General features: G+C 71.8%; 25 protein-coding genes. 8 read left to right on the top strand and 17 right to left on the bottom strand.

Annotation, left to right across the window (positions count from 1 at the left end; genetic code table 11):
• Window positions 1-333: 333 nt before the first annotated feature.
• From ACFWIA_RS22700 to ACFWIA_RS22710, 3 genes are all read right to left on the bottom strand, one after another.
• On the bottom strand, window positions 334-2166 hold the full coding sequence (locus ACFWIA_RS22700; RefSeq protein WP_387007879.1) for a glycosyl hydrolase family 18 protein: 1833 nt from the start codon (window positions 2164-2166) through the stop codon (window positions 334-336).
• A 458-nt stretch (window positions 2167-2624) separates the two neighbouring features.
• Window positions 2625-3278: a response regulator gene (locus ACFWIA_RS22705; RefSeq protein ID WP_387007881.1), complete on the bottom strand. Its 654-nt coding sequence runs from the start codon at window positions 3276-3278 to the stop codon at window positions 2625-2627.
• Window positions 3279-3282: 4 nt separating this feature from the next.
• Window positions 3283-4533, bottom strand: a complete 1251-nt coding sequence (locus tag ACFWIA_RS22710) for a histidine kinase (protein WP_387008007.1) — start codon at window positions 4531-4533, stop codon at window positions 3283-3285.
• A 261-nt stretch (window positions 4534-4794) separates the two neighbouring features.
• Between ACFWIA_RS22710 and ACFWIA_RS22715 the strand changes: the two genes are divergently transcribed.
• Window positions 4795-5355: a hypothetical protein gene (locus ACFWIA_RS22715; RefSeq protein ID WP_387007883.1), complete on the top strand. Its 561-nt coding sequence runs from the start codon at window positions 4795-4797 to the stop codon at window positions 5353-5355.
• Between the two features lie 22 nt (window positions 5356-5377).
• On the opposite strand, the gene ACFWIA_RS22720 is transcribed toward ACFWIA_RS22715, so the two are convergent.
• Genes ACFWIA_RS22720 through ACFWIA_RS22730 form a run of 3 tightly spaced genes read right to left on the bottom strand, consistent with a single transcriptional unit; the run spans window position 5378 to window position 7544 of the window.
• Window positions 5378-5947: a cob(I)yrinic acid a,c-diamide adenosyltransferase gene (locus tag ACFWIA_RS22720; RefSeq protein ID WP_387007885.1), complete on the bottom strand. Its 570-nt coding sequence runs from the start codon at window positions 5945-5947 to the stop codon at window positions 5378-5380.
• Between the two features lie 5 nt (window positions 5948-5952).
• Window positions 5953-6717 (bottom strand): ABC transporter permease, encoded by a 765-nt coding sequence (locus ACFWIA_RS22725; RefSeq protein ID WP_387007887.1) that lies wholly within the window; start codon window positions 6715-6717, stop codon window positions 5953-5955.
• A 44-nt stretch (window positions 6718-6761) separates the two neighbouring features.
• Window positions 6762-7544, bottom strand: coding sequence for an ABC transporter ATP-binding protein (locus tag ACFWIA_RS22730; RefSeq protein WP_387007889.1), 783 nt, complete (start codon window positions 7542-7544; stop codon window positions 6762-6764).
• A gap of 97 nt (window positions 7545-7641) precedes the next feature.
• Between ACFWIA_RS22730 and ACFWIA_RS22735 the strand changes: the two genes are divergently transcribed.
• The 4 genes from ACFWIA_RS22735 (at window position 7642) to ACFWIA_RS22750 (ending at window position 13086) form a co-directional block, all read left to right on the top strand.
• On the top strand, window positions 7642-8403 hold the full coding sequence (locus ACFWIA_RS22735; RefSeq protein ID WP_387007891.1) for a TetR/AcrR family transcriptional regulator: 762 nt from the start codon (window positions 7642-7644) through the stop codon (window positions 8401-8403).
• Window positions 8404-8569: 166 nt separating this feature from the next.
• Window positions 8570-9418: a 3-hydroxyacyl-CoA dehydrogenase family protein gene (locus ACFWIA_RS22740; protein ID WP_387007893.1), complete on the top strand. Its 849-nt coding sequence runs from the start codon at window positions 8570-8572 to the stop codon at window positions 9416-9418.
• 317 nt (window positions 9419-9735) lie between these two features.
• A complete protein-coding gene (locus ACFWIA_RS22745) occupies window positions 9736-10059 on the top strand; it encodes an STAS domain-containing protein (protein ID WP_073785006.1) in 324 nt (107 codons plus the stop codon).
• Between the two features lie 198 nt (window positions 10060-10257).
• Complete coding sequence (locus ACFWIA_RS22750; protein ID WP_387007895.1) at window positions 10258-13086, top strand: ATP-binding protein; 2829 nt, start codon at window positions 10258-10260, stop codon at window positions 13084-13086.
• Between the two features lie 75 nt (window positions 13087-13161).
• Here ACFWIA_RS22750 and nucS read toward each other — a convergent pair whose 3' ends face one another.
• The gene (nucS, locus tag ACFWIA_RS22755) at window positions 13162-13833 is read right to left on the bottom strand and encodes an endonuclease NucS (RefSeq protein WP_385492199.1); all 672 of its coding nucleotides are present in this window, start codon (window positions 13831-13833) and stop codon (window positions 13162-13164) included.
• A gap of 211 nt (window positions 13834-14044) precedes the next feature.
• Between nucS and ACFWIA_RS22760 the strand changes: the two genes are divergently transcribed.
• Entirely contained in the window at window positions 14045-14437 is a 393-nt protein-coding gene (locus tag ACFWIA_RS22760) for an SCO5389 family protein (RefSeq protein WP_387007897.1), read from the top strand.
• A 117-nt stretch (window positions 14438-14554) separates the two neighbouring features.
• Here ACFWIA_RS22760 and ACFWIA_RS22765 read toward each other — a convergent pair whose 3' ends face one another.
• On the bottom strand, window positions 14555-15583 hold the full coding sequence (locus tag ACFWIA_RS22765; protein ID WP_387007899.1) for an LLM class flavin-dependent oxidoreductase: 1029 nt from the start codon (window positions 15581-15583) through the stop codon (window positions 14555-14557).
• 215 nt (window positions 15584-15798) lie between these two features.
• Between ACFWIA_RS22765 and ACFWIA_RS22770 the strand changes: the two genes are divergently transcribed.
• Window positions 15799-16131, top strand: a complete 333-nt coding sequence (locus ACFWIA_RS22770) for an ATP/GTP-binding protein (protein WP_387007901.1) — start codon at window positions 15799-15801, stop codon at window positions 16129-16131.
• Between the two features lie 50 nt (window positions 16132-16181).
• Window positions 16182-16751 carry a hypothetical protein gene (locus ACFWIA_RS22775; protein WP_387007902.1) on the top strand — a complete coding sequence of 190 codons (570 nt, stop codon included), beginning with the start codon at window positions 16182-16184 and terminating at the stop codon, window positions 16749-16751.
• A 280-nt stretch (window positions 16752-17031) separates the two neighbouring features.
• Here the strand turns inward: ACFWIA_RS22775 and ACFWIA_RS22780 are convergent, their stop codons facing one another.
• From ACFWIA_RS22780 to ACFWIA_RS22820, 9 genes are all read right to left on the bottom strand, one after another.
• On the bottom strand, window positions 17032-17220 hold the full coding sequence (locus ACFWIA_RS22780) for a hypothetical protein (protein WP_387007904.1): 189 nt from the start codon (window positions 17218-17220) through the stop codon (window positions 17032-17034).
• Window positions 17221-17716: 496 nt separating this feature from the next.
• Window positions 17717-18688 carry a hypothetical protein gene (locus ACFWIA_RS22785; protein ID WP_387007906.1) on the bottom strand — a complete coding sequence of 324 codons (972 nt, stop codon included), beginning with the start codon at window positions 18686-18688 and terminating at the stop codon, window positions 17717-17719.
• Window positions 18685-19119 carry a hypothetical protein gene (locus tag ACFWIA_RS22790; RefSeq protein ID WP_387007908.1) on the bottom strand — a complete coding sequence of 145 codons (435 nt, stop codon included), beginning with the start codon at window positions 19117-19119 and terminating at the stop codon, window positions 18685-18687. The genes ACFWIA_RS22785 and ACFWIA_RS22790 overlap by 4 nt, the downstream gene beginning before the upstream one ends.
• The gene (locus ACFWIA_RS22795) at window positions 19116-19280 is read right to left on the bottom strand and encodes a hypothetical protein (protein WP_387007910.1); all 165 of its coding nucleotides are present in this window, start codon (window positions 19278-19280) and stop codon (window positions 19116-19118) included. The genes ACFWIA_RS22790 and ACFWIA_RS22795 overlap by 4 nt, the downstream gene beginning before the upstream one ends.
• A 176-nt stretch (window positions 19281-19456) precedes the next feature.
• Entirely contained in the window at window positions 19457-20668 is a 1212-nt protein-coding gene (locus ACFWIA_RS22800) for a helix-turn-helix domain-containing protein (protein ID WP_387007912.1), read from the bottom strand.
• A 256-nt stretch (window positions 20669-20924) separates the two neighbouring features.
• Window positions 20925-21770, bottom strand: a complete 846-nt coding sequence (locus tag ACFWIA_RS22805; RefSeq protein WP_387007914.1) for an ABC transporter permease — start codon at window positions 21768-21770, stop codon at window positions 20925-20927.
• Window positions 21770-22951 (bottom strand): ABC transporter ATP-binding protein, encoded by a 1182-nt coding sequence (locus tag ACFWIA_RS22810; RefSeq protein ID WP_387007916.1) that lies wholly within the window; start codon window positions 22949-22951, stop codon window positions 21770-21772. Before ACFWIA_RS22810 ends, ACFWIA_RS22805 begins: the two co-directional genes overlap by 1 nt.
• A gap of 171 nt (window positions 22952-23122) precedes the next feature.
• Entirely contained in the window at window positions 23123-23893 is a 771-nt protein-coding gene (locus ACFWIA_RS22815; protein WP_387007918.1) for an ABC transporter permease, read from the bottom strand.
• A gap of 1 nt (window position 23894) precedes the next feature.
• Complete coding sequence (locus tag ACFWIA_RS22820; RefSeq protein ID WP_387007920.1) at window positions 23895-24884, bottom strand: ABC transporter ATP-binding protein; 990 nt, start codon at window positions 24882-24884, stop codon at window positions 23895-23897.
• Window positions 24885-24921: the final 37 nt, after the last annotated feature.

Raw genomic sequence — 24921 nt, forward strand, 5'->3', positions numbered from 1 at the left:
TCTAGTTGTTCTCTGCTCTGTTGCTGCCTGTTTTTTGTTTCACCCCCCCCGGCCGGCCGCGCCCCCGCCCGGGCGGGCCCCCCCCCCCCCCGGGCCGTCCGCGTTGGCTGCCCCCGCTGCCCCCCCGGCTGCCCGCTCCCGGTGCAGCGGGGGCGGGGCACCACCGGTGGCACGGGGACAACGGAAGGCCCGGTACGCGCTGGGCGTACCGGGCTCGGAAGCCGGGGAGGCGGGGGGCGTTCCTGACCCTCCGGCTTCGACCGTGTGGCCGGTGTGGGACCGGCCGGTGCGATCCGGAGGTGCCGGTGTGGGACCGGCACCCCCGGGCGCGGGTTACTTCAGACCAGCGTCGAGCGCGGTGATGAGTTCACCGTTGCTGGTGTCTCCGTCAGCCGACCAGAAGAAGGCGCCGCCGAGCTTCTGGCCCTTGGCCCAGGCCATCTTGGTCTTGATGGTGGCCGGGGTGTCGTAGCTCCACCAGTTGCTGCCGCACTTGGCGTACGCGGTGCCGGCGACCGTACCGGTCGACGGGCAGGAGTTCTTGAGGACCTTGTAGTCCTCGATGCCCTGCTCGTACGTGCCCTGGGCGGGCCCGGTGGCGGTGCCGCCCGGCGCGTCCTGGGTGACGCCCGTCCAGCCGCGGCCGTAGAAGCCGATGCCGAGGAGCAGCTTCTTGTCGGGCACGCCCTGCGCCTTGAGCTTGGCGATGGCGTCGGCCGAGGTGAAGCCCTGCTGCGGGATGCCGTTGTACGTGCTCAGCGGCGAGTGCGGAGCCGTCGGGCCCTTCGCGGCCCAGGCGCCGAAGAAGTCGTACGTCATCACGTTGTACCAGTCGAAGCTGGCGGAGGCACCGGCGTAGTCAGCCTTGTCGATCTTGCCGCCGTTGGAGGCGTCGGCGGTGATCGCGGCGGTGACCAGGTTGTTGGCACCGAACTTGGCACGGGTCGCCGCTGCGATCTTCTTCAGCGCGTCCGGACCACTGTTGTCGCAGGTGAGACCACAGGCGTTCGGGTACTCCCAGTCCAGGTCGATGCCGTCGAAGACATCGGCCCAGCGCGGGTCCTCGACCATGTCGTAGCACGACTGGGCGAAGGCGGCCGGGTTCTGCGCGGCCTGGGTGAAGCCGCCGGACCAGGTCCAGCCGCCGATGGAGAAGAGGATCTTGATGTGCGGGTACTTCGCCTTCAGCTTGCGCAGCTGGTTGAAGTTGCCGCGCAGGGGCTGGTCCCAGGTGTCGGCGACACCGTCGACGGACTGCTCGGCGGTGTACGCCTTGTCGTAGTCCGCGTAGGAGTCACCGATGGTGCAGCGACCGTTCTGGACGTTACCGAAGGCGTAGTTGATGTGCGTGATCTTCGCCGCGGTCCCGGAGGTGTCCAGGTTCTTCACGTGGTAGTTGCGTCCGTAGACGCCCCACTGGGTGAAGTAGCCCATCTTGATCTGGCCGCCGCCGCCGTTGCCGCCGTCGCCGGGGGTGCGGACCGCGGTCGCGGCACTGGCCGGACCGGTCTGGTTGCCGGTGTCGCGGGCCTGGATGCTGTACGAGTAGTCCGTACCCGCGGCCAGCGTGGTGTCCGTGTAGCTGGTGTCGCCGGAGGCGGCCGGGTTGACCGTCGCGACGACCGCGCCGTCCCGCAGGACGTCGTAGTTCTTGATGCCCTTGTCGTCCGTCGCCGGACCCCACGACAGCTTCACCGAGGTGCTGGTGAGGCCAGAGGTGGTGGGCTTGCCGGGAGCCGTGGGGGGCTCGTCGCCCGGGACGACGCCTCCGTCACAGGAGCCGCCGTTCAGGGAACAGTTGCTGGGGGAGCCGCTGCCGGAGCCGTTGAACCCGAAGGTGACGGACTTACCGGGCTCGACGGTCCCGTTCCAGCCCAGGTTCTTGGCGGTCCAACGGTTGCCGTTGTTGGTGACCGTGGCGTCCCAGGACGAGGTGGCCTTGGTACCGGTGGGGAAGTCCCATTCCACGGTCCAGTTGCTGAGCGTGGTGGTACCGGTGTTCTTGACCGTCCAGCTGCCGCCGAAACCGCTGCCCCAGTCCTGGGTCTTGGTGAAGGTGGCAGTGGCACTGGTGGCCGCAGCAGCCGGCGTTGCCAGGGCGACCAGTGCGGAAAGGGGCAGTGCCAGGGTCGCGAGCCCTGCCACAGCTTTGGTTCTGAAGCGCATGCTGCGCCTCCTCGGGTGAGTCCGGTAGTGGGGATGGTGGAACCCAACCTGCGCCGCCCGTGAGTACGCGCCGTAGTGATCTCATGACCATGACACGCTCACCGCAGTGCCGCGAGAATAGAAAGGTCTGGACCATCGGTCAAGAGGTCTGGACCAACGAAGCGAGAGCGTCGCAGGTCAGAGCCTTGGGAACCTCATGGGTTCACCAACTGACGCTTGCTCACCATCCGTCACAGTGGACGTCGGTGCCCCCGAGTCACTTCCAACTCCCGGCTTTCACCACCCACTGTGACACTCCGGGGGGCGCGGCACGGCGCACTTCCCGGTATCGCCCCGGCCGTCCGCGCTCCGGCGCACGTCCTCGCAGGTCCGGGCCCCTGGTGGCGCTCGTCACACCCGGGGCGGGGCGGTGTCCGGGACGTTCCGGAGGGTGGCGGTCGGGTAGCGGAGGGCAACGCCTATCCGCACAGCCCCAGTTCACGGGCGAGCACCGCGGCCTGCACGCGACTGCGCAGCTCCAACTTCCCCAACATCCGGCTGACGTGCGTCTTCACGGTGGCCTCCGCCATCTCCAGACGCGCCGCGATCTCGGCGTTGGACAGCCCCTCCCCGATGCACTGGAACACCTCGCGCTCCCGTCGCGTCAACGTGTCCAGCACCGCTTGGTCCGCCGCCGAACTCCGGTGGGAACGGGCCGGGTTCGCGAACTCGGCGATCAGCCGTCGGGTCACCGCGGGGGCGATCAGGCCCTCACCCCGCCCCACCGCCCGCACCGCCTCGATCAGGTCCCTGGCCTCGGTGTTCTTCAGCAGGAAGCCGGAGGCTCCGGCCCGCAGCGCGCCGAACACGTACTCGTCGAGGTCGAAGGTGGTCAGCACCAGGACGTCCGCCAGGCACTCGGCCACCACCTGGCGGGTCGCCGACACCCCGTCCAGGACCGGCATCTGCACGTCCATCAGCACCAGGTCGGGGCGGAGTTCCCGGGCCAGGTCCACGGCCCGTTGCCCGTTCTCCGCCTCGCCCACGACCTCGATGTCCTCGGCGCTGCCGAGGATGAGCACGAGACCGGCCCGCACGGCTGACTGGTCCTCGGCGACGAGCACACGGATCACGGGGTCACTCCTTGGCCTGGGACGGGCCCGAGGTGCCCGATGCGGCGGACGTGTGGGATGTGCCTGACGTGCCTGAGGGGGCCGCTGCGCCGGGCGGGCCGGCCGTGTCGACGGGGAGGACGGCGCGAACGCGCCAGATCTTGCCGTCCCCCGGCCCGTCGTCAGGTTCGGGGCCCGCCCCGAAGAAGCCGTGCAGCAGCGCGGTCCGCTCCCGCATCCCCACCAGACCGGCCCCCGAACCGGGCGCCCGGGGCCCGTCCCGTTCGCCGTGCGGGCTGGTGACCGTGACCGTCAGGGAGTCCGCGTCCCGGGCCAGTCGGACGTGCACCCGGCCGGGCGAGGCGTGCTTGAGGGCGTTGGTCAGGGACTCCTGGACGATCCGGTACGCGGCCAGCTCCACCGGCGCGGGCAGCCGCTGGTCGTCGGCGGGGCGGGCGTCCGTCAACAGCACGTCCAGACCATTGGCACGGGCGCCCGCCACCAGGGCGTCCAGCCCGTCGAGCGTGGGCGCCGCCGCGGGCTCCAGATCGCCGGCGGAGTCCCGCAGCAGACCGATCAACCGACGCATTTCGGCCAGTCCGGCGACGCTGTTCTCCCGGATGACGCCCAGCGCGGTCCGGGTGGTCCGCTCGTCGTCCAGGGAGAGCGCGGCCGTCGAGTGGATGGCGATGGCCGACAGGTGGTTGGCCACCAGGTCGTGGAGTTCGCGGGCCATCCGGGCGCGCTCGGCGCTCACCGCCTGGACCCGGTCCATCTCGGCCAGCAGCGCGGTCTGCTCCGCGCGGAGCCGTTCGGCCTCGGCGGTCTCGCGGTGGTTGCGGACCAGGACGCCGGTGGTGGCCGGGGCGATGGAGATCAGGGCCGTCACCACGCCGATCAGGATCGCCTCGGGCGTCCGGAACCAGGCGAGGAAGCCGATCGTCGCGGCCACCGAGATCAGTCCGCACGTCACCGGGATGCGCCGGGCGTTGGCGGGGGAGCCGTAGACGACGGCGGCGTAGACCAGGTCGGTGAACATCACCAGGGTCGCCAGGTTGCCCGTGGTGAACTGGTCCGCGATGACCGCCGCGGTGCCCACGGACAGGGCGACCTGCGGCCGGGTCCGCCGCATGGTCTCCATCGCCGCGGCCACCACCATCGGCACCAGGGACCATCCCTCGCCGAGCGGCCGGTCGAACTGGAGGTGCAGTCCGAGCGCCCACATCAGGAGCCCGCCGAGCAGTCCGCCGAGGGCGATCACGGCGTCCAGCCGCATCGAGTCCGGCGGTAGTGCCGACGGAAGCCGACGGCTGCGCGGAATCCGGTGGGCGGACGAATCGGACGGGGTCGGCATGCACCCATCCAACACGCACCGGCTCCCCCGGGACATCACCGCGCGGTCGGAACGCCTCGCTGGTCACTACACACAAGGATGCAGTCCGAGGTCGGTCCCGGCGACGACGATCCGGGGTGATCGGGGCGGGAGCATGGAGGCAGTCCCGCGGGGGAACGGCGGGGGGAACGGAGGATTCGGACGGTGATCGTCACCCTGATCGTCATCTGCGAGGTCGGCTTCTGGGTCCTGCTGGCCGCCGGGCTCTCGCTGCGGTACCTGGCCCGGATGCCCCGGCTCGGCGCCGCGGTGCTGCTGTGCGAGCCGCTGCTGGAAGTGGTGCTGCTGGTCGTCACCGCCGTCGACCTGAAGAACGGCGCCGCACCCGACTGGAAGCACGGACTCGCCGCCGTCTACATCGGCTTCACCGTGGGGTACGGGCACTACACCATCAGCCGGATCGACGCGCGCTTCCAGCACCGCTTCGCGGGTGGCCCGCCCCCGGTGCTGCCCCCGAAGTCCGGGCCCGCCCGGGCCCGCCACGAGCGCCGGCTGTGGCTGCGCACGGTCGTCGCCGCGACGGTCGCCTACGCCCTGCTCCAGGGCGCGATCTGGTACGTCGGGGACGGCGGCGGGGACACCTCCTCGCTCGCCGGCTGGCAGGGCGCCGCACTGAAGGCCGCCCTGATCCACGGCCTCATCGCCCTCGCCTACACCCTCTGGCCGGGGAAGGGGCCCGTCGACGCGGGCTCCCGCAAGCCCTGACCGCCGTCGCGCCGCCGTCCGCTCAGCGCTCGCCGCCCGGGACCCACAGGACGTCCCCGTCGGGGTTGGCGACCCGGGCGAGGATGAACAGCAGGTCGGAGAGGCGGTTGAGGTAGGTGGCGGTCAACGGGTTCATGGTCTCGCCGTGCACCTCCAGCGCCGCCCAGGTGGACCGCTCGGCCCGCCGGACCACGGTGCACGCCTGGTGCAGCAGGGCCGCGCCGGGCGTGCCCCCGGGCAGGATGAAGCTCCGGAGCTTGGTGAGCCGCTCGTTGAACCGGTCGCAGTCCTCCTCCAGCCGGTCCACGTAGAACTGCTCCACCCGCAGCGGCGGGTACGCGGGCTCCGCGACCACCGGGGTCGACAGGTCGGCCCCGACGTCGAAGAGGTCGTTCTGCACCCGGGTGAGGACGGCGACGACCTCCTCGCCGAGGTCCCCGAGGGCGAGGGCGGTGCCGAGCACCGCATTGGCCTCGTTGGCGTCGGCGTAGGCGGCGATCCGCAGATCCGTCTTGGCCGTGCGGCTCATGTCCCCGAGGTTGGTGGTGCCCTGGTCCCCGGTCCTGGTGTAGATGCGCGTCAGATTGACCATGGGCCTCAGCGTAGTGAGGTGCGCTCCTCCCGGAAGACCCGCGTGCCCGCGGTGACGGCCGCCGCCGCGAGTCCCAGCGCGATCAGCGCCCCGACCAGCACGTCCCCGCTCGCGTACTGCCCGGCGTAGGCGTCCCGCACCGCCTCCACCAAGTAGCGCAGCGGCACCAGGTGCGACAGGGCGTCCAGCCAGCCCGGGGCGAGGGACATGGGGAGCATCAGCCCCGACAGCAGCATCACGGGCAGCGTCACCGCGTTCACGGTCGGCCCGAACTGGTGGGCCCCGGTCAGCCGCATCGCCAGCGCGTACGACAGGGAGCCCAGGGCCACCGTCAGCAGCGCCACGAAGGCGAAGCCGATGAGCAGGCCGAGGAGCGGCGCGCGCAGCCCCATCAGCAGTGCGGCGCCGACCAGCAGCACCGACTGGCAGGTGAGCAACGCGGCGTCGAGCAGGACCCGGCCGAGCAGCAGCGCCAGCCGACTGACCGGGGTGACCCGCATCCGGTCGATCACCCCCTGGCCCTTCTCGACGATGACCGAGAACCCGGCGAAGGACGCCCCGAACAGCGCGAGCTGGAGCAGCAGCCCGGGGGCGAGGACCTGCCAGGAGTCACGGCCCCCGTCGAGCGGCAGGCCGGTGAGCAGGGGGCCGAAGAGGACGAGGTACAGCAGCGGCATCACCATGCCGAACAGCATCTGGAAGCGGGAGCGCAGCACCTTGCGGGCGTAGCGGCCGAAGACGAGCGCGGTGTCGGAGAGCAGGGCGGGCACGGGGGTCTCCTGCGGGGTCGCGGGGGCGGGATGCGGCGGGCGGGTCACACGGCGACGGGCGCGGTGTCCCGGGGGAGCGGGTCGCGGCCGGTGACGGCCAGGAACGCGTCCTGGAGGGAGGCGTCGATCGATCCGGCGTGCGCCAACTTGAGCGCGGTCGGGGTGCCGTCCGCGACCACCACGCCCCGGTCGACGATGACGAGCCGGTCGGCGAGCGCATCGGCCTCGTCGAGGTAGTGGGTGGTCAGGACGATCGTGGTGCCGTGCGTCTCGCGCAGGGTGCGGACCATGTCCCACAGCACGGCGCGCCCGGCTGGGTCGAGTCCGGTGGTCGGCTCGTCCAGGAAGAGCACTTCGGGACGGTGGGTGAGGCCCATCGCGAGGTCGAGGCGGCGCCGCTGGCCGCCGGAGAGGGCGGCCGTCGGTCGGTCGAGCAGTCCGTCGAGGCCCAGTTCGGCGGCGAGTTCCTCGGCCCGCGCCACCGCTTCCGCCCTGCCGAGCCGGTACAGCCGGCCCTGGGTGACGAGTTCCTCGCGGACGCTCAGGGTGGGGTCGAGGCCACCGGACTGGGCGACGTAGCCGGTGCGGGCGCGGACGCCCGCGGGGTCGGTGGCGAGGTCGTGGCCGGCGACGGTCGCGGAGCCGCCGGTGGGGCGCAACAAGGTCGTCAGCATGCGCAGGGTGGTGGTCTTCCCGGCGCCGTTGGGCCCGAGGAGACCGAGGATCTCGCCGCGCCCGACGGCGAGGTCGACGCCCCGGACGGCCTCCACGGGGCCGCGCGGGGTGCGGAAGGTCCGGGCGAGGCCGGACGTCTTGATGACTGCCATGACCCCAGAAAAACAGAGGCCGTGAAATTTTGCAATGACTCCAAAATTTAAGGGACGGCAAAAAGCGAACGATGTCCAGGGTCGATAGGCTCGGACCATGGACGACGCACGGACACGCGCCAGCGGGGGTACCTCCGCGGGCGACGGGAGCGACGGGAGCGACGGCAGCGACGCGGGCTACGGCAGCGACGGGGGCGCCGCGCCGGAGGCGGCGGGTGCGTCCGAAGGGCTGCGGGAGCGCAAGAAGCGGCGCACCCGGCAACACCTCTCCGACGTCGCCACCGGACTGTTCCTGGAACGCGGCTTCGACGCCGTCACCATCGCCGAGATCGCCGAGGCCGCCGACGTCTCCGTGAACACCGTCTACAACTACTTCCCGGCCAAGGAGGACCTCTTCCTCGACCGGGCCCCGGACCTCGCCGACCGGCTCGCCGGCTGGGTGCGCGGACGGCTCCCCGGGGAGTCCGCCGCCCGGGCCGTACTGCGCCACCTGCGCTCCGAGGTGGAGGCCGTGTCGCCCCGGGTCGGCCTGACCGAGGGGTACGACCGCTTCCTCGTGGTGGTGGAGGACGCCGCCGGGCTGCGCGCCCGACTGTGGCTGCTGGACCAGGAGATGTTCACCCGACTGGAGCGCGCCCTGCGCGAGGAGACCGGCGCCGGGCCCCGCGACCGGCTGCCCGCGCTGATGGCCGGACAGATCGACTGGGTGCACCGGACGGTCATGGGCGTCATCCGCTGCGGCCTGATCGAGGGCGGCAGCCCCGAAGCCGTGTCGCGCGAGGCCCTGGACGCCCTGGACGACATGGAGGAACTGCTCGGCGAACGGGTCCTCAACTACGCCGTGCGCACCACGGGATGAGCCCGTCCGGCCGGGCGCGGCACGCGGTACGGGGCGAGGGGGGTGTGATGTCGGTCATTCGGGGCGTGACACGCATCTCTTCCCTGTCATCAGGGCCCGCAGTGCCGCTAGGGTCCGCCGAAGGGGTGCGGGGAACTCAACGTCAACAGCGGGTGAGGGGTGCAACGTGGCACGCAAGCTGGCCGTCATCGGAGCCGGGCTGATGGGCTCCGGAATCGCGCAGGTGTCCGCCCAGGCGGGCTGGGACGTCGTCCTGCGCGACGTCACCGACGAGGCGCTGACCCGCGGCACCGACGCCATCCGGGCGTCCTACGACAGGTTCGTGGCCAAGGGCAAGCTCGACGCCGTGGACGCGGAGGCGGCCCTCGCCCGGATCACCCCCACCACCGACCTGGACGCAGTGGCCGACGCCGATCTCGTGGTGGAGGCCGTCTTCGAGAAGTTGGAGGTGAAGCACGAGATCTTCCGTGCCCTCGACAAGATCGTCGGCGATGACGCGGTCCTCGCCTCCAACACCTCCGCCATCCCGATCACGAAGATCGCCGCGGCCACCGAACGACCCGAACGCGTCGTCGGCACCCACTTCTTCTCGCCCGTCCCGATGATGCAGCTGTGCGAACTCGTCCGCGGGTACAAGACCAGCGACGCGACCCTCGCCACCGCCCGGGAGTTCGCCGAGTCGGTCGGCAAGACCTGCATCGTCGTCAACCGCGACGTCGCCGGCTTCGTCACCACCCGGCTCATCTCGGCCCTCGTGGTCGAGGCCGCGAAGCTCTACGAGTCGGGAGTGGCGAGCGCCGAGGACATCGACCTCGCCTGCAAGCTGGGCTTCGGCCACGCCATGGGCCCGCTCGCGACCGCCGACCTCACCGGCGTCGACATCCTGTTGCACGCCACCGGGAACATCTACACCGAGTCCCAGGACGAGAAGTTCTCCCCACCCGAGTTGATGCGCCGAATGGTGGACGCCGGTGACATCGGGCGCAAGAGCGGGCAGGGCTTCTACAAGCACTGAACGGGCCCGCCGCCGCTCACCGAGCGGGCGGACGGGGCACGCGGTCCGGGGTCGGGCGACCCTCCGGTCAGCGGAACCGATCTGACGCACCCTCACCCCGAGGATCACTCCTCGGGGTGAATTCGATATCGGTTCGCTTACAACCAGCAACTACGGTCGCCCACCGGCAGTCAGTTGCAGTGACATGGCCGGACAGCAGTACGGACCGCCCGGGCGGGCCCGCACCACCGACCACTGACCGCGGTCATCCTTCCGCGGTCACCCGTCCGGGTCGCGGCCCGGTCACCTTTCGCCGACACGGAGCACGGGGAGCGCATATGCACATCAGGGGCGACCACGCCGAGCTGGTCGTCGGGGGCCGCCTCGACGTCCGCAGCGCGGCGGACGCCCGTACGGTCCTGCACTCGGCCGTCGACGACGGCACCGGTGACCTGGTGCTCGACCTGTCCGAACTCGACTCCTGGGACGCCACCGGACTCGGCGTCATCATGGGCGCGCACCGCCGCGCGGGACGTTGCGGCCGACGGCTCGTGCTGCGTGACGTGCCGCCGCAGATGCAGCGCCTCCTGGTCGCGACCCGGCTGCACCGCATCCTCGCCATCGAGGGCGGCATCGGCGTGGAGTCGCTGCCGCGCGTGTGACCACGCCGATTCTCATCGGACTGTGACGTCCCGAGCCCCCCGAGACGCGCCCGTTCGGGGATACTGGCGCGAGATCCAGTGCCCTGGCACCCGCCCGCACGGCAACCTGCGGGGAGGGGAGCCGCGTCGGTGACGGCAGCGCCGAGCGCGGACCAGCGGACGGGGCGCGGTACACAACGCTCTTGGGGGGCTTTGACCATGGACCCGACCAATCGGGAACCGGAGCAGCACGACCCGGACGCCCCCGGGAACCGGGAAGCGTACGAGGACGTCTCCGACCGTCACGATCAGGCCACTTCCGGCGCCCGCGGTCAGCAGCGCCCGGAGCCCGTCGACGGCGGACCGACGACGAACCGGTTCCTGCCCGCCGTCCGGGGCGACCGGGCGCCCGTACCCGTGGCCGGCGCCGGCCGGGCCGCACCGCCCCGGCCCCGGCCGCCCCGCGACCCGCTCACCCCGGACCTCGGCGGCGCGCAGCCCGCCCGCCGCCCCGCCCGACTGGTCGCCGGCGACCTGTCCCTGCTCGTCAACCCCGTCGACGGCAGCGAGATCGCGACCTGCCCGCCGGGCGAGCGCCCCGGCCCGCCCGAACGGCACACCGCCGAGGCCCGCGAGGAGGTGCGCCGCGCCGCCACCCCACCCGTGCCGGCGGGTCCCGCCCTGGCCAGACCGCCCCTGCTGGAACGCCAGGAGGAACGCGAACACCTGGTCCGACTGATCGCCCGGGGCGGTTCGGTGCGGCTCACCGGAGCCACCGGCTCCGGCCGGACCGCGCTGCTCGACGCCGTCGCCGAGGACTGCGCCGACCTCGCGCCGGACGGGGTCATCCGGCTCACCGGCTTCCGCCGCACCGTCACCGACCTCTTCCACGACCTGTACGGGGCGGTGTTCGACAGCGAGGGGCACCGCCCCGACCGGGCCACCCTCGTCGAACGGGTCCGGGAGATCGGCGCCGTCGTCATCGTGGACGACCTGTCCTTCGGCGGCACCCCGCTCGACGAACTCCTCGACGCCACACCCGAGTGCGCGTTCCTGCTCGCCGTGGACCCGGACACCCCCGCGCCCACCGCCGACGCACCCGTCGAGGAGGTGACGCTGGGCGGCCTCAGCAGGGCCGCGAGCACCGAGCTCCTGGAGCGGGCCACCGGGCGCGTCCTCACCGAGGAGGAGACCAACTGGGCCGGTGACCTGTGGTTCGAGTCGGAGGGGTTGCCCCTGCGGTTCGTGCAGGCCGGCGCCCTCCTGCGGCAGCGCGACACCCGGCGCCTGCACCTCGCAGTCGACGACCAGGCCGACGCCGACACCGAGGACGAACAGCCCGGCGCGCGGGACCTCCCGCTGCCGTCCCCCGCCGAGGCCGCCGCACCCGCCGCGCTGCTGGCCGCGGACCTGAGCGAGTCCGCCCGGGCCGCCCTGCGCTTCGCCGTCGCCCTGGACGGCGAGGTGCCGCACCAGGCGCACCTGCCCGCCCTGGTCGGGGACACCCACGCCGATGCGGCCCTCGCCGAGCTCGTCGCCGCCGCCCTGGTTACCCCGGTCGGGGCCCGGCACCGGCTGGCCGCCGGCGTGCGCACCCAGCTGCTCGCCGCCGGTTACCCCGACGACCCGGACCTCACCGACTCCACCGCCACCGGTGACCCGCACGCCCTGATCGCGGCCCGCCACTACGCCTGGTGGGCCGGACACCCCTCGGTCACGCCCCGAAGGGTCGCCGCCGAAGCCGACGCCGTGTTGACCGCGCTCACCGCCGTCGCGTCCACCGCCACCGCGAGCGCCCCCCTGGACCCGGCGGACGAGGAGGGCGGCCCCAGCGCGCCGGTCGGACTCGCCCGGGCCGCCGCGCCCGTCCTCGCCGCCGGCGGCGACTGGAACGCCTGGGAGGCCGTGCTCCGGCTCGGCGTGGAAGCCGCCCGGCACACCGGAGAGGTCGCCGACGAGGCGTACTTCCACCACGAGTTGGGCGTCCTCGCCCTGTGCGCCGGGCAGCTGGGGCGGGCCCGGGCCGAACTGGAGGCATCCGTCGCGCTGCGCGGCGCGGTCGCCGACCGCCGCGGCGCCGTCGCGGGACGCCGGGCGCTCGCCCTGGTCACGGACCGCTCCGGGCAGACGCCCGCCGCCGCATGGGGCGGCGCCCTCGGGACGAAGCCGGCCGGTGCCCGGTACGAACAGCCCGCCGTGCCGTCCGTCACCGCCACCCGGGCCATACCGCTGGCCCCGGCCGCCACCGCCGCCACCGCCTTCACTCCCGTCACGGGTGCCGCGGACGGCTCGACGACCCTGGTCGGTTCGGTGCGACCGCCCGTCGCCGGATTCTCCGCACGGGTCCGCAGGGCGCGCCGGGTGGTGCTCCACGGCACGCGGCGCAACCTCGCCGCCGCGGGGGCCGGTGCGCTGCTCGCGGCGGTGCTCGGCACGGTGGTGACGCTCGGGATGATCTCGGACGACACCCCCGCCCCCGCCGACCGGGTCAGGACGAACCCCTCCGCCAGCCAGGGCGTCGACGACGGGCGCGGCTCCGACGACGACGGCAAGGAGACGGCGGACGCCCACACCTCGGGAGACACGGGGGACACCCAGAACGTCGCGGACGAGACCGAACAGCGCACCGGCTCCACCAGCCGTCCGGTGGCTCCCGGCGCCACCTCGGCCACCCCCTCCGCGCCGAGCGCCTCGCAGTCCCCGGGGCCGAGTTCCAGCGGGCGGCCCACGAGTTCGGCGCCCGGCGGCGGTCCGACCGAGCCGAGCGGCCCCACCACCTCCACCGGAACGGGCGGTCCGTCCCCCAGCGGCGAGCCCACGCCCCCGGCGTCGACCCCGCCGACCACGGCCAGCGTGCCGCCGAGCGGCCGGCCCACGTCGTCCACCCCGTCGACCCCGAGCACACCGAGTTCCCGTCCGTCGTCGCCCGCGGCGAGTTCCTCCACCACCGACCGGTCCGCGGGGCCGACCGGTCCCGTCCGGGTGTCCCCGCCCGCCGAGGCGGCCGACGGCACCGACGACCCGGGCGGGGCGGACCCGGTGCAGTGAACGACACCGGCCGCGGGCGGGGTCGATGACCCGCCCGCGGCCGGGAGGCTGGTGCGCGTGGCGCCGGAGGACCGGCTAGAACAGGCGGAGTTTGTCGTCCTCGATGCCGCGCAGTGCGTTGTAGTCCAGGACCGTGCACCCGATGCCCCGGTCGGTCGCGAGGACCCGGGCCTGCGGCTTGATCTCCTGCGCCGCGAACACCCCGCGCACCGGCGCGAGATGGGGGTCACGGTTGAGCAGCTCCAGGTACCGGGTCAGCTGCTCGACCCCGTCGATCTCGCCGCGCCGCTTGATCTCCACCGCGACGGTGCCGCCCGTCGAGTCCCGGCACAGGATGTCCACCGGGCCGATCGCCGTCGGGTACTCCCGGCGGATCAGCGTGTAGCCCTCACCGAGGGTCTCGATGCGGTCGGCGAGCAGCTCCTGGAGGTGCGCTTCCACCCCGTCCTTGATGAGCCCCGGGTCCACGCCGAGTTCGTGGGAGGAGTCGTGGAGGACCTCCTCCATGGTGATGATGAGCTTCTCCCCGCCCTTGTTCACGACGGTCCACACCCCACTGTCGTCCCCCGTGCCCTCCTTCAGGGTGCAGGGCGGCGACATCCAGTTGAGGGGCTTGTAGGCCCGGTCGTCGGCGTGGATGGACACGCTGCCGTCCGCCTTGATCAAGATCAGGCGGGGGGCCGACGGAAGATGGGCGGTGAGCCGGCCCGCGTAGTCCACGGAGCAGCGGGCGATGACGAGACGCATGGTCGACCACGCTACTGGACGCCCGGTGCTCCACGCGATTCGCCCTGGAAGGACCCCGTACGCGAGTGGCCGGTTGTGGCCGCGTTCTCCTGGTGCGGTCTGGACACGGTGCTTACCGTGGAAGCGGGAGGTCGCGGAGCGTGCACGCTGCGTAGGCGGACTCCTGCCCTGTCCGTGAACCCCCGGGACCGGGGGTGCGAGAGGAGAACCCATGTCGCTCGACGTCTCACCGGCGCTCCTGGAGCAGGCCGAGCGAGGCGAGGTCGACGAAGCCGCCTTCGTCGACTGCGTCCGGACCTCCCTGCCCTTCGCATGGGAGATGATCAGCTCCCTGGTGGCCCAGCTGAAGGTGGACGGCGGCGAGTTCGCCGACAACCAGACGCCCCCGCCGGACGAGCAGGCGCGCGGTCAACTGCTGCGCGCGCTCGCCAGTGACGCGATTCGCGGCACGCTGGAGCGGCACTTCGGAGTGAGGCTCGCGTTCCAGAACTGCCACCGTGTCGCGGTGTTCCCGCTGGACCCGGGGGTGGACGCGACGCTGGCCCGCTTCACCTCGATCCGGAACCAGCTCCTCAACCAGTCGCCGGAGCTGCGTGACTGCTGACGGCCGCCCAGCGGCCCGCCGTCGTGGACCCGGCACCCGCCGTGACAGGTCCACAACGGCGGGCCGTGCGCACCACGGTCCGTGGGGCGACCCCGCGGCCGTCGGTTCCGGCTGCCCTCAGCGCAGTTGCGGCAGCACCTCGGAGCCCAGCCGGCGGATGTTCTCCTCGGTGGCCGCCAACTCGCCCGACCCCTCCGTCAGGAGGGCGAACCGGGTCAGGCCCGTGCGCTCCGCGGTGGCCGCGAGCGTGTCGGCGCAGTGCTGCGGGGTGCCCACGGGATGGAGGGAGCACAGCAGGTCCGTGTAGGCGACCGGATCGCGCATGGTGCGGGCCCGGCCGTCGACCGTGACGTGCGCCGTGAGGCCCTGGCGCAGCCAGCCCGGCATCGCCTTGCGCAGCGACTCGGACGCCTCGGCGCCCCGGTCGGCGATCTGGACGACACCCGCCGAGACGTGCGCCGCGTCCAGCACCTCTTCGACGCCGAGGCCGGACGCCCGGGCGTGCGACCGCCACAGGGCCAGCATCTGCGCCTTCTCCTCGTCGGAGGCGTGCATGCCGAGCAGCATCGGCAGCCCCCGTTCCGCGGCGAGCCGCACCGAGCCCGGCGACGTACAGGCGACGACGACTTCCGGCCCCTTCGTGCCGCAGGGCCCTTGCGCCGGCTGCGGTACGACGTCCACCGGACGGAACCGGAACCGGTCCGTCTGCGCGCCGACCCGGGACTCCGTCAACCAGCGCATCAGCAGATCGAGGGATTCCGGGAAGCCCGTCTCGAACGCCGGCAACCCGGCGCCGAAGACCTCCAGATCGACCCACGGCCCGCCCCGTCCGACCCCCAGCGAGAAGCGCCCGCCGGAGGTGATGTGCAGCAGTGACGCCTGTTCGCCGAGGGCCACCGGATGGACCGTCGGCAGCACGCTCACGGCCGTCCCCACCCGGAGCGTCCGGGTGCGGCCCAGTAGCAGCGCCGCCAGGGTGACGGCCGAAGGGCAGGTGCCGTACGGCACGAAGTGGTGCTCGGCCAGCCACACCGCGTCCAACCCCGACTCCTCGGCGACCTCCGCCGTCCGCACCGCCCGGTGCAGCGCCTCCCCCTGGCTCTGCCCCGGGAACTGGGCCGCCAGGACGAAACTTCCCACGCGCATGTCTCTCCTCCTTGGCACCGGTCCCGGTGCCACCCCTTGTTCCCCCTAGGCAACAACGCACCACACGTGCCGAAGGCACGGCCGCCCGGAGGATTGACGGATTGTCGGGGTATTACGGGGCGATTGCGGGAACCGGGACGGGCACCCGCCGTTCGGGGTGGCGCGTAGGCTGGACGGGACCTGTCGCTGTTCCCCTGAGATCGTGAGGTGCGCCCGTGTCGCCGCGTCGTAATCGCCCCAAGGGCGGCAAGGACTTCGCAGGAGCCGGGTCCGGCGACGACCACGACCGGTACGGCGGTTTCGAGTCCGTCCACACCTGGCGTGGTGAGGAGTGGTCCGTACGCCATGTGGCGGGCGCGAGCACGGTGGGCAAGACGTACCGGTGCCCCGGCTGCGACCAGGTGATCGCCTCCGGGGTACCGCATGTCGTGGCCTGGCCGCAGCACGCGGGTGTGGACGACCGACGGCACTGGCACAAGGCTTGCTGGTCCGCCCGCGACCGTCGGGAGAGCCGCGTGCAACGGGGGCGCGGCGCTCCGCGGCACTGACGCCGGGCCCGCCCTTCGCGGTCCGTGCCGCCCGGGTATCGTCACCTCTGGTGGACGTCACAGCGGAACAGGGGTGGTACCGGATGTCCTTCTTCCTCCAGCGCCAGGCGCGGGTCCTGACGGTCGCGTTCACGGCCACGGTCGCCCAACTGGGCGCGGCGGCCCTCGTCTTCGCCGTCGTCGTGGCGAGCACCGCCACCGAGTCGCCCTTCCTGCCCACCTTGACGCTCTACGCCCTCGTGTACGCCCCGCTCGTCGTCCTGGCCCTGGCCCTGCTGGGCACGGCGGTCTACGCCCTGCCGGTGCTCCTCCTCGCGGACCGGGCCGTCGCCGCCCGGGGCGGGTCCACCGGGCGCTGGCGGGCCGGCTTGGCCGTCGCGTTCGGCGCGATGTACGCCCTGGTGCTCACCTTCGAGGCGCCGGCGGACTACCCCTGGGCGTTCGGCGCGCTCGTCCTCGCCAGTGTGCTGCCGCTGCTCGCGGTCGCCCGGTCGGACCGTCGTCGCGCCGGTGGCCGGGAACCGAGCACCGCGGGCTGGGCCACCCGGTTCTGGGGGTTCGCCCTGGTGGCCGTGCTGACCCCGGCCCTCAGCAGCGCAGCCCTCACGACGTTCGCCTAGCCGGACCGGTACTCCAGCACCGGGTTCTGGCATCATGAACCGCGCTGCGCAAGGCAACGGTCAACAACCGGCAAAGCCCCTCTGAAACCCCAGGTCAAAAGGGTGCTCCCCGCGCGAGCGGGGGTGGACCGATCATCCGGAGCATCAGGACGTCGGCCGCGACGTGTTCCCGCGCGGCGGGGGCGGACCGAGCTGGTGTTGTGCCGTTGGTGCCCGCTTCGGAGCCGATGGGCCCGCGCCCCGGCCGTACGGCACAGCTTTCCACGACCGGGGCGGGAGCTCAGCGAGCGTCGGACGCGTCCTTCAGCTGGTGGGCGAACACCAGCTGTTCCAAGCGGCGGAGACAGGGTTCGCACGTGAAGAACGGTGCCGTGCCGTGGACGGTTTGCACGGGGCCGAGCCACAACACGTCGATGCCGCGGTTCTCGCACCGCCAGCAGTCGCCGACGCGCCAAGTCCGAACGATCACGTGCGTACCCGGGGCCGGCAGTTGCACGAGCACGGCAACGGCCGCTCGCGGACGCCCAGGTGGAGAACCGCCCGCCCACCACGGAACCGAAGCGCACTGGGGGTCCGTCCCCGGCACTGGTGGTCGTCGGTCCCGAAGATGCGGGCCTTGACGCACGGCGCGCACGGCAGGGCCTCCGGGAGGCACCGTCGGTGGAGATGCACGGGCGAGCCGGGCCCCGACGGGGAGAAGCGGACCTTCGATATCTGGCGCTGCCACCATCGGATCGGCTCGGTGCAGCGCGCGCAGTACCTGAGGGTCGTGCGGACCAAGGGTTCCTCGCAGACGAAGAGGGTAGAGGGGGGCTCCGGTTCGTCTCCGGACAGGGGGAGGCGAACCGAAGCCAAGGGGGCGCCGGCCCGGCCGGCGGCTCAGGACCGGGTGGTGACGCCGTACGCCAGCGCGATGATCAACGCGGCCAGCGACGCGACGTACAGCACCTGGTCGACACCGGGCCTCACTGCGGCTGTTCCAGGAGACCGGTCGGGGGGTCCCAGCCCGGCCGCACGGTCACGTGCTCGTCGCCTGCGCAGCAGTCCGTGCAGTACACGATCCGTCCGCGCCGAGCGGCGACGTACTCACCGAACCCCTGGTGCTCCCAGACGGGGCACTGGCAGGCGCCGCAGACGAGGAGTTCGCCCTTGCCCTCGGTGTCGGTGAGCGGGCCGGTGATCGATTCGATCGCCGTGCGGAGGTCATCCGGGTCGGTCAGCGGAACGGGGTCCCGCGGTTCCCGGAGCCACCACCGTTCCATCCCGGCGGCTCCCACACCGGGGATGGACAGGACGTCTCCCATCTGATGGTGGGTGATGGCGACTCCGGGGGCGTCCGGCCATTGCTCCGTGCCGCGCGGAGACACGATCACGGTGTAGGTGTCGTGTCGGTCATCGGTGATCACCGGCCCGCAGTTCTTCCGTGCGGTGGCCAGGTGCCTCAGCACGAGGTTGCCCCAGGCGGACGGCATGCTGACCGCGGCCCATGTCCCATCGAGCCGGACCCGGTGCGCGACGGTGTCGAGCAGCGATTCCATCAGGGGAACGGGCGGCGGGGCGATGACGAGACCGACGCCGGGGTTGCCCGTGCGGGCGGCCAGCGCCCGCAGGACGATTCCCAGCCGACGCCCGCCGAGGAAGTCAACGAAGCCGATCGGGAGTGTGGTGGACCCTTTGACGGACCGCATGACTGACAGGAACGCGCGCTCGCCGAGGTCGAGCCGGAGGTTTCCGAATCCGCTCTCGAAGCGGCCCCAGTCCATGGACGCCCCGTCGGCGGTCCGGTCGACCAGCAGGTCCTGTACGTCATCCCGGGCTAGGAGGTCGCCCTCCTCGATGAGGGCGGCGACCGCCGCCTGCTCCCGCAGATCCCGTGTGCTGGCCCAGATCCGTAGGTGCGTTGCCAGCGCTGCGAACGGGTCGGTCGTCTCGATCATGTGCGCACCCCGACGGCCACCGTGTCCGAACCGGCGAGCGTCGCCAGGGCCCGCAGGATGATCGTGAGGCGCCGCTCACCGAGTGCGGCGATCTGCCACAACGGCACGAGCCGAGGGAATGCGATCGCCACTACCAACTCCAGGAATGCTTGTTCGCTGGCGTCGAGGACGAGCGTCGTGCGGTACAGGGCCTCGAACCGCGGCCAGTCGCAGCGTGCGCGCGCCCCGGTGTCGACCACCAGGAGGTCGCGGACGTCTCCCCGGGCGAGGATGTCGCCCTCTTGAATCAGCGCGGCGACCGCGCCCTGTCCGCCAGCGTCGAGTCCGTGACCCCACAGGGCCAACCGGCCCGTCAGGAGCTGCGGGTACTCCTCGTCCTCGGGCTGGTCGGTGCCGGCTGCTACATCGGCGAGTGCCCCCCTTCGTGTCACGCCCACGAATCGCTCCCCTCTTGGGCGAGGATCCGACCGAGCGTCGCGTGCAATTCGGTCGCCTCAGCCTCCGTCAGCACGAGGACGGCGTCGCCGAGTTCCACGTCGTCACTCTTGACGGTCAGCGGTACGCCAACCCGTCCGGCCTCGGTCTGGCGCACGGCGCCAGCTTGGCTCACCCGTAGGCCCTTACGCGGATTCGCACTCATCGGTCTTGACGGCCCCCACTGTCGTAGGTGAATCAGAGTGATCGTCACGTAACGGACCGTAGATGCATGTGCGGGGGTCTACCCGGAAGAATCCTCCGGGTAGACCCCCGCTCCGGGGTGTACTGCTGCTACGCCAGCACTCCCACGTGCTTGGCGATCTCGTGCACTTCCTGCCGCATGTGCGGACGAGCCCGTTTCACCAGCGAATGTGCCGCCTCACGGGCCAGAGGCGAGTACCGGATCTCCTCCGGGCTGGCCTCCTTGATCTTCCGCAGCATGAACAAAGTTCCGAAATCGTCTCCGGTCCGCCGGTGTGCGTGCATCACCTCCAGGTGATATCGCGTAACACGCTCCAGTGGCAGAACACCGCTTGCCGGTACCTCCACGTCATCGGCCAGACGTAGCGCCTCCGCAACGTCCCCTTCCTCCGCCGCCAGGTGTACTCCGTGCATCTGCACGTTCGTTGGGCCGAAAGCCGTGTGGAAGTCGTTCCGATCGCCGGGGAGCCGCTTCGCGATCTTCTCTGCCGCGGCGAGCATGGCCCAGGCCGTCGGAGCGAGCGACGCCCGAACCGCTGCGATCACCGCTACCAGGTGCAGGGCGCCGAACGCGCTCACGTGTGCCGATGGCGCCTCCGGCCCGGGGCGGGTCTGAGCGATCACCGACCGCGCCAGATCCAATGCTTCCCCCACCTCACCCCTCGACACCAGGATGCCGGACAGGTTCCAGGCCGCGGCGGCTATCAGGGCAGGCTCACCGACCTGATCTGCGATCACCATCGCCCGTTCAGCGGCGCGTAGCGAAAGAACACGCTCACCGACGCGACGCAAGTAGACCTGGTGGAGATGTAGCAGCGACACCAGTGCGCGCACTGCCACCCGTTCGGCGGCTCCATCGGCGGTGCGAAGGACCGCGTACGCGTCCGCCAAGAGGGTGGGCAGGGCATCGCCGACCGGCCCGTACCGGGTGGTCTGCGTCTCGTAGATCGTCCACGCCTCCCGAACCCGCTCCGCGAGAACGTCGGGGGACGGGGCCTCCCCAACCGAGCTGAGGCCGAGGAGAGAGGGCGGCGTGGTCAGAGTTCGCCGGATTGCTGGGACGGAGGGGTGCTCGGTTCCGGGAGCCAGAGGGACGTCGACGCTGCCGCCAACGAGGTCCGCGACATTGTCCAGCCCGAGCTCACGGGCGATCCGGATCAGCATCGAGAGGCTGTCGATGGCGATGATCCCTCGCTCGACTTTGGACAGCCAGTCCTCGGAGCGACCGACGAGCCCCGCCACGGTTGCCTGAGTCTTGCCGGCCTTGACTCTGTAGTGTCTGATTCGCTCCCCGCTGGTCATCACTGATCGGTGAATCATGGGTTCCCCTCTCCGGGTTGAGCACTCACGCCCAATGTACGGCGACACTCGTCTCTGGGGGCGTGATCGCCTTCCCCTGACAGGGAGCAATCACCGCACAACACCTGCGCCCTCCACTGTTCCCGAGGCGGAAGTGGGGTGCTTCGCGCGCGAGCAGAGGTGAACCGCCCCCCACGCACCGCGCCCCCGGCGCCCTCCGAGGGAGGGCGCCGGGGGCGCGTACGGATGGGGGTCCGGCTCAGACGTCCCTGCGGTCGAGCAGGGCGAAGGCGCCCGCCACCGCGGCGACCGTCAGGACGATCAGGAAGACCAACTGCGGGGTGCCGCTGCTCTCCCCGTCGAGCATGAAGATCTTCGCGAGTGCGTTGGGCGCGGCGTAGTCCGCCATCGTCTCGCCGAAGTCCCGGGTGCTCGGGGAGATCATCAGGAAGGCGGGCATGATCGAGGGCACCAGCACCGCACCGAGCATCGTGGTGATCGCGCCCGCCGAGTGCCGCAGCATCGCACCGACGGCGACGGACAGCACGCCGATCAGCGAGACGTACAGGGACCCCTTGAAGACGGTGCCGAACCAGGGCTCGCTGCTGGCCCCGCCGTGCATGCCGGCGGTCACCACGCCCACGAAGCCGGTCGCGAGCACCGACACCGTGAACGCCACCGCGAAGAAGATGATGAACTTCGCGGCGAGCACCCGCCAGCGCGCGGGCGAGGCGGTGAGCGTGGTGCGGATCATGCCCGTGCCGTACTCGGAGGAGATCACCAGGACGCCCAGGGTGATCAGGCAGATCTGCCCCAGCACCAACCCGAAGAACGCGGGGATCGTGTACGGGGTGTCCACGTAGTCGTTGCTGCTGGTCTGCCCCGCGACGAGCAGTCCGAGCCCGATGACCAGGGCGAGGAACGTGCCGAGCGTCCACATCGTGGAGCGCACCGACTTGATCTTGGTCCACTCGGAGGTGAGGGCGTGCCCCAGGTGGGTGCGCGTGATGGGGATCGGCGAGGTGTACGCGCCGCCGGGCTGCTGCCAGGCGGCGGCCGGTGCCGCCGGTGCCTGCTGCGGGGGCGGCGTGGGCGCGGTGCTCATCAGGATCCCTCGGTGATCTGCTGGGTCGGGGCGGAAGTGCTGGGGGCCGCGGGGGCCGCCACCGGCGGGGCCGGAGTCGCGTACGGGTTCGGCACGGCCGGCGCGGGGCCGGGGCCCTGCGGGGGCAGCGCGAACGGCTGGCCGCCCTGCTGGGGCGGCGGGGGCGCGTACCAGCCGGGCTGGCCCTGGCCCGCCACCGGCACCTCGGGCGGCGGCGGCAGCGCACCGGGCGGCAGCTGCTGCTGGAGGCCGGCCTTCAGGTCGACGGTGGAGCGGTAGTCCACCACGCCCTGAGTCATCCGCATGTACGCCTCCTCCAGCGACGCCTGGTGCGGCGACAGCTCCCAGAGGCGGACGTCGTGGCCGTGCGCGAGGTCGCTGATCCGGGGCAGCGGCAGCCCCATGACCCGCAGGGCGCCGTCCGGCTCGGACAGCACCTGGCCGCCCGCCTCGGTCAGCGCCGCCGTCAGCTTCTCGCGCTGCTCGGACTCGCTGTCCGGGGTGCGCACGCGGGCGAAGTCGGCGGAGTTGTGCGAGATGAAGTCGCCCACGCTCATGTCGGCGAGCAGCTGACCGCGGCCGATGACGATGAGGTGGTCGGCGGTGAGCGCCATCTCGCTCATCAGGTGGGAGGAGACGAAGACGGTGCGGCCCTCGGCGGCCAGCGACTTCATCAGGTTGCGCACCCAGAGGATGCCCTCCGGGTCGAGACCGTTGACCGGCTCGTCGAAGAGGAGGACCTGGGGGTCGCCCAGGAGCGCCGCGGCGATGCCGAGGCGCTGGCCCATGCCGAGCGAGAAGCCCTTGGAGCGCTTGCGGGCCACCTCCTGGAGGCCCACCACTCCGAGGACCTCGTCCACCCGGCGGGCCGGGATGCCCGAGAGCTGCGCCAGGCACAGCAGGTGGTTGCGGGCGTGCCGGCCGCCGTGCACCGCCTTGGCGTCGAGCAGGGCACCGACCTGGCGGGGGGCGTTGGGAAGCTTGCGGTAGGGGTACCCGCCGATCGTCACCTGTCCCGAGGTGGGCTCGTCCAGCCCGAGGATCATGCGCATCGTCGTCGACTTGCCGGAGCCGTTGGGCCCCAGGAAGCCGGTGACGGAGCCGGGCCGCACCTGGAAGGAAAGGTTGTACACGGCCGTCTTGGCGCCGTAGCGCTTCGTCAGGCCGACTGCCTCGATCATGCTCCGCACACCCATCCGCAGGTTCAGGACGTCGGGGCACGCGCCCCCGTAAGGATTAAGAGGATATCCGGGCCTTGACGGTTCCGGCCAAAAGCGGATCGGCCCCCGAACGGCGGGATCCCGTCCCCCCGCCGTCCGCGCGGACCCGCCGTCCTGCCCGCTGCGAAGGGCTCAGGCGTCCCGGCGCTTCAGCAGCACGTAGCCGCCGATCAGGGCGACGACCACCCAGACGACCATGATCCCCAGACCGCCCCAGGGGCCGTACGGGGTGTCGTCGTTCGGCGGGGTGACGACCTGCATCACCTTGGCGCCCGCCTGGTCGGGGAGGAACCGTCCGACCTCCTTCGTCGCCGACACGTTGGCGAGGATGGCGGAGACCAGGAAGAAGAACGGCATCAGGATGCCCAGCGACAGCATCGGACTGCGCAGCATCGTCGCGACGCCCATCGAGAACAGGGCGATCAGGGCCATGTAGAGGCCGCCGCCGATCACCGCCCGCAGCACCCCGGGGTCGGAGATCGCCGCGCGGTGCTCGCCGAGCGCCGCCTGCCCCAGGAAGAACGTCGTGAAGCTGGTGACCAACCCGACCACCAGGGCCAGCGCCGTCGCCACCGCCAGCTTCCCGGCCAGGAACAGACCCCGCTGCGGCACTGCGGCCAGCGAGGTGCGGATCATTCCGGTGCTGTACTCGTTCGAGACCACCAGCACCCCGAACACGATCATCGCGAGCTGTCCGAGGCTCATCCCGGCGAAGCTCACGATCGTCGGGTCGAAGGCGAACTGGTCCTCCCGGCTCAGATTGCCGAACTCGTTCTTCGCCAGCACGCTGATCAGCACGCCGAGCGCGACCGTCACCACGAACGCCAACGACAGCGTCCACACCGTGGACGCCACCGACCGGATCTTGGTCCACTCCGACCGGATCACCTGGGCCGCCGCCATCTCAGGCCCCCTTCCCGTCGCGCCGCTGCCAGTCCTCGCCCCACCCGGGCCCGGGTGGTGGCGCCGCGCCGCCGTCGGGCACGCCGGGATCGTGGGCGTGGTACTCCACCGAACCGGCGGTCAACCGCATGAACGCCTCCTCCAACGAAGCCTGCTGGGGACTCAGCTCGTGCAGCACCACCCGGTGCTCCGCCGCCAGCTCGCCCAGCTTCTCGGACCCTTGCCCGTCGACCTCCAGGGCGCCGCCCGCCGCCTCGACGACGGTGATCCCGTTCTGGTGCAGCACGTCGAGCAACCGCTCGCGGTGCGGAGTGCGCAGTCGTACGTACGAGCGGGAGTTCTCCCGGATGAAGTCCGCCATCGACGTGTCCGCGAGTAGCCGCCCCTGACCGATCACCACCAGGTGGTCGGCGGTGAGCGCCATCTCGCTCATCAGGTGGGAGGAGACGAAGACGGTGCGGCCCTCGGCGGCCAGCGACTTCATCAGGTGCCGGATCCAGTGGATGCCCTCCGGGTCGAGACCGTTCACCGGCTCGTCGAACATCAGCACGCGCGGGTCGCCGAGCAGGGCCCCCGCGATGCCGAGCCGCTGCCCCATGCCCAGCGAGAACCCCTTCGCCTTCTTCTTCGCCACCGCCGTCAGCCCGACCGTGTCGAGCACCTCACCCACCCGGGCCCGCGGGATGCCGTTGGACTGCGCCAGGCACAGCAGGTGGTTGTACGCACTGCGCCCGCCGTGCATCGCCTTGGCGTCCAGCAGCGCGCCGATCGCCGTGAGCGGGTCCCGCAGCCGGTCGTAGTGCTGCCCGTCGATGCGGACCTCGCCCGCGGTCGGATGGTCGAGTCCCAGCATCATCCGCATCGTGGTCGACTTCCCGGCCCCGTTGGGACCGAGGAACCCGGTGACGATCCCGGGTCGCACGGTGAACGTCAACCCGTCCACCGCCAGCTTGTCACCGAACCGTTTAGTCAGCCCCTCAAGCTCGATCATCCCCCCACGCTAAGCGGTGCGGATCGCTCCTGCCTGT

The sequence above is a fragment of the Streptomyces sp. NPDC127068 genome (genome assembly GCF_042724695.1).
GTDB lineage: Bacteria > Actinomycetota > Actinomycetes > Streptomycetales > Streptomycetaceae > Streptomyces.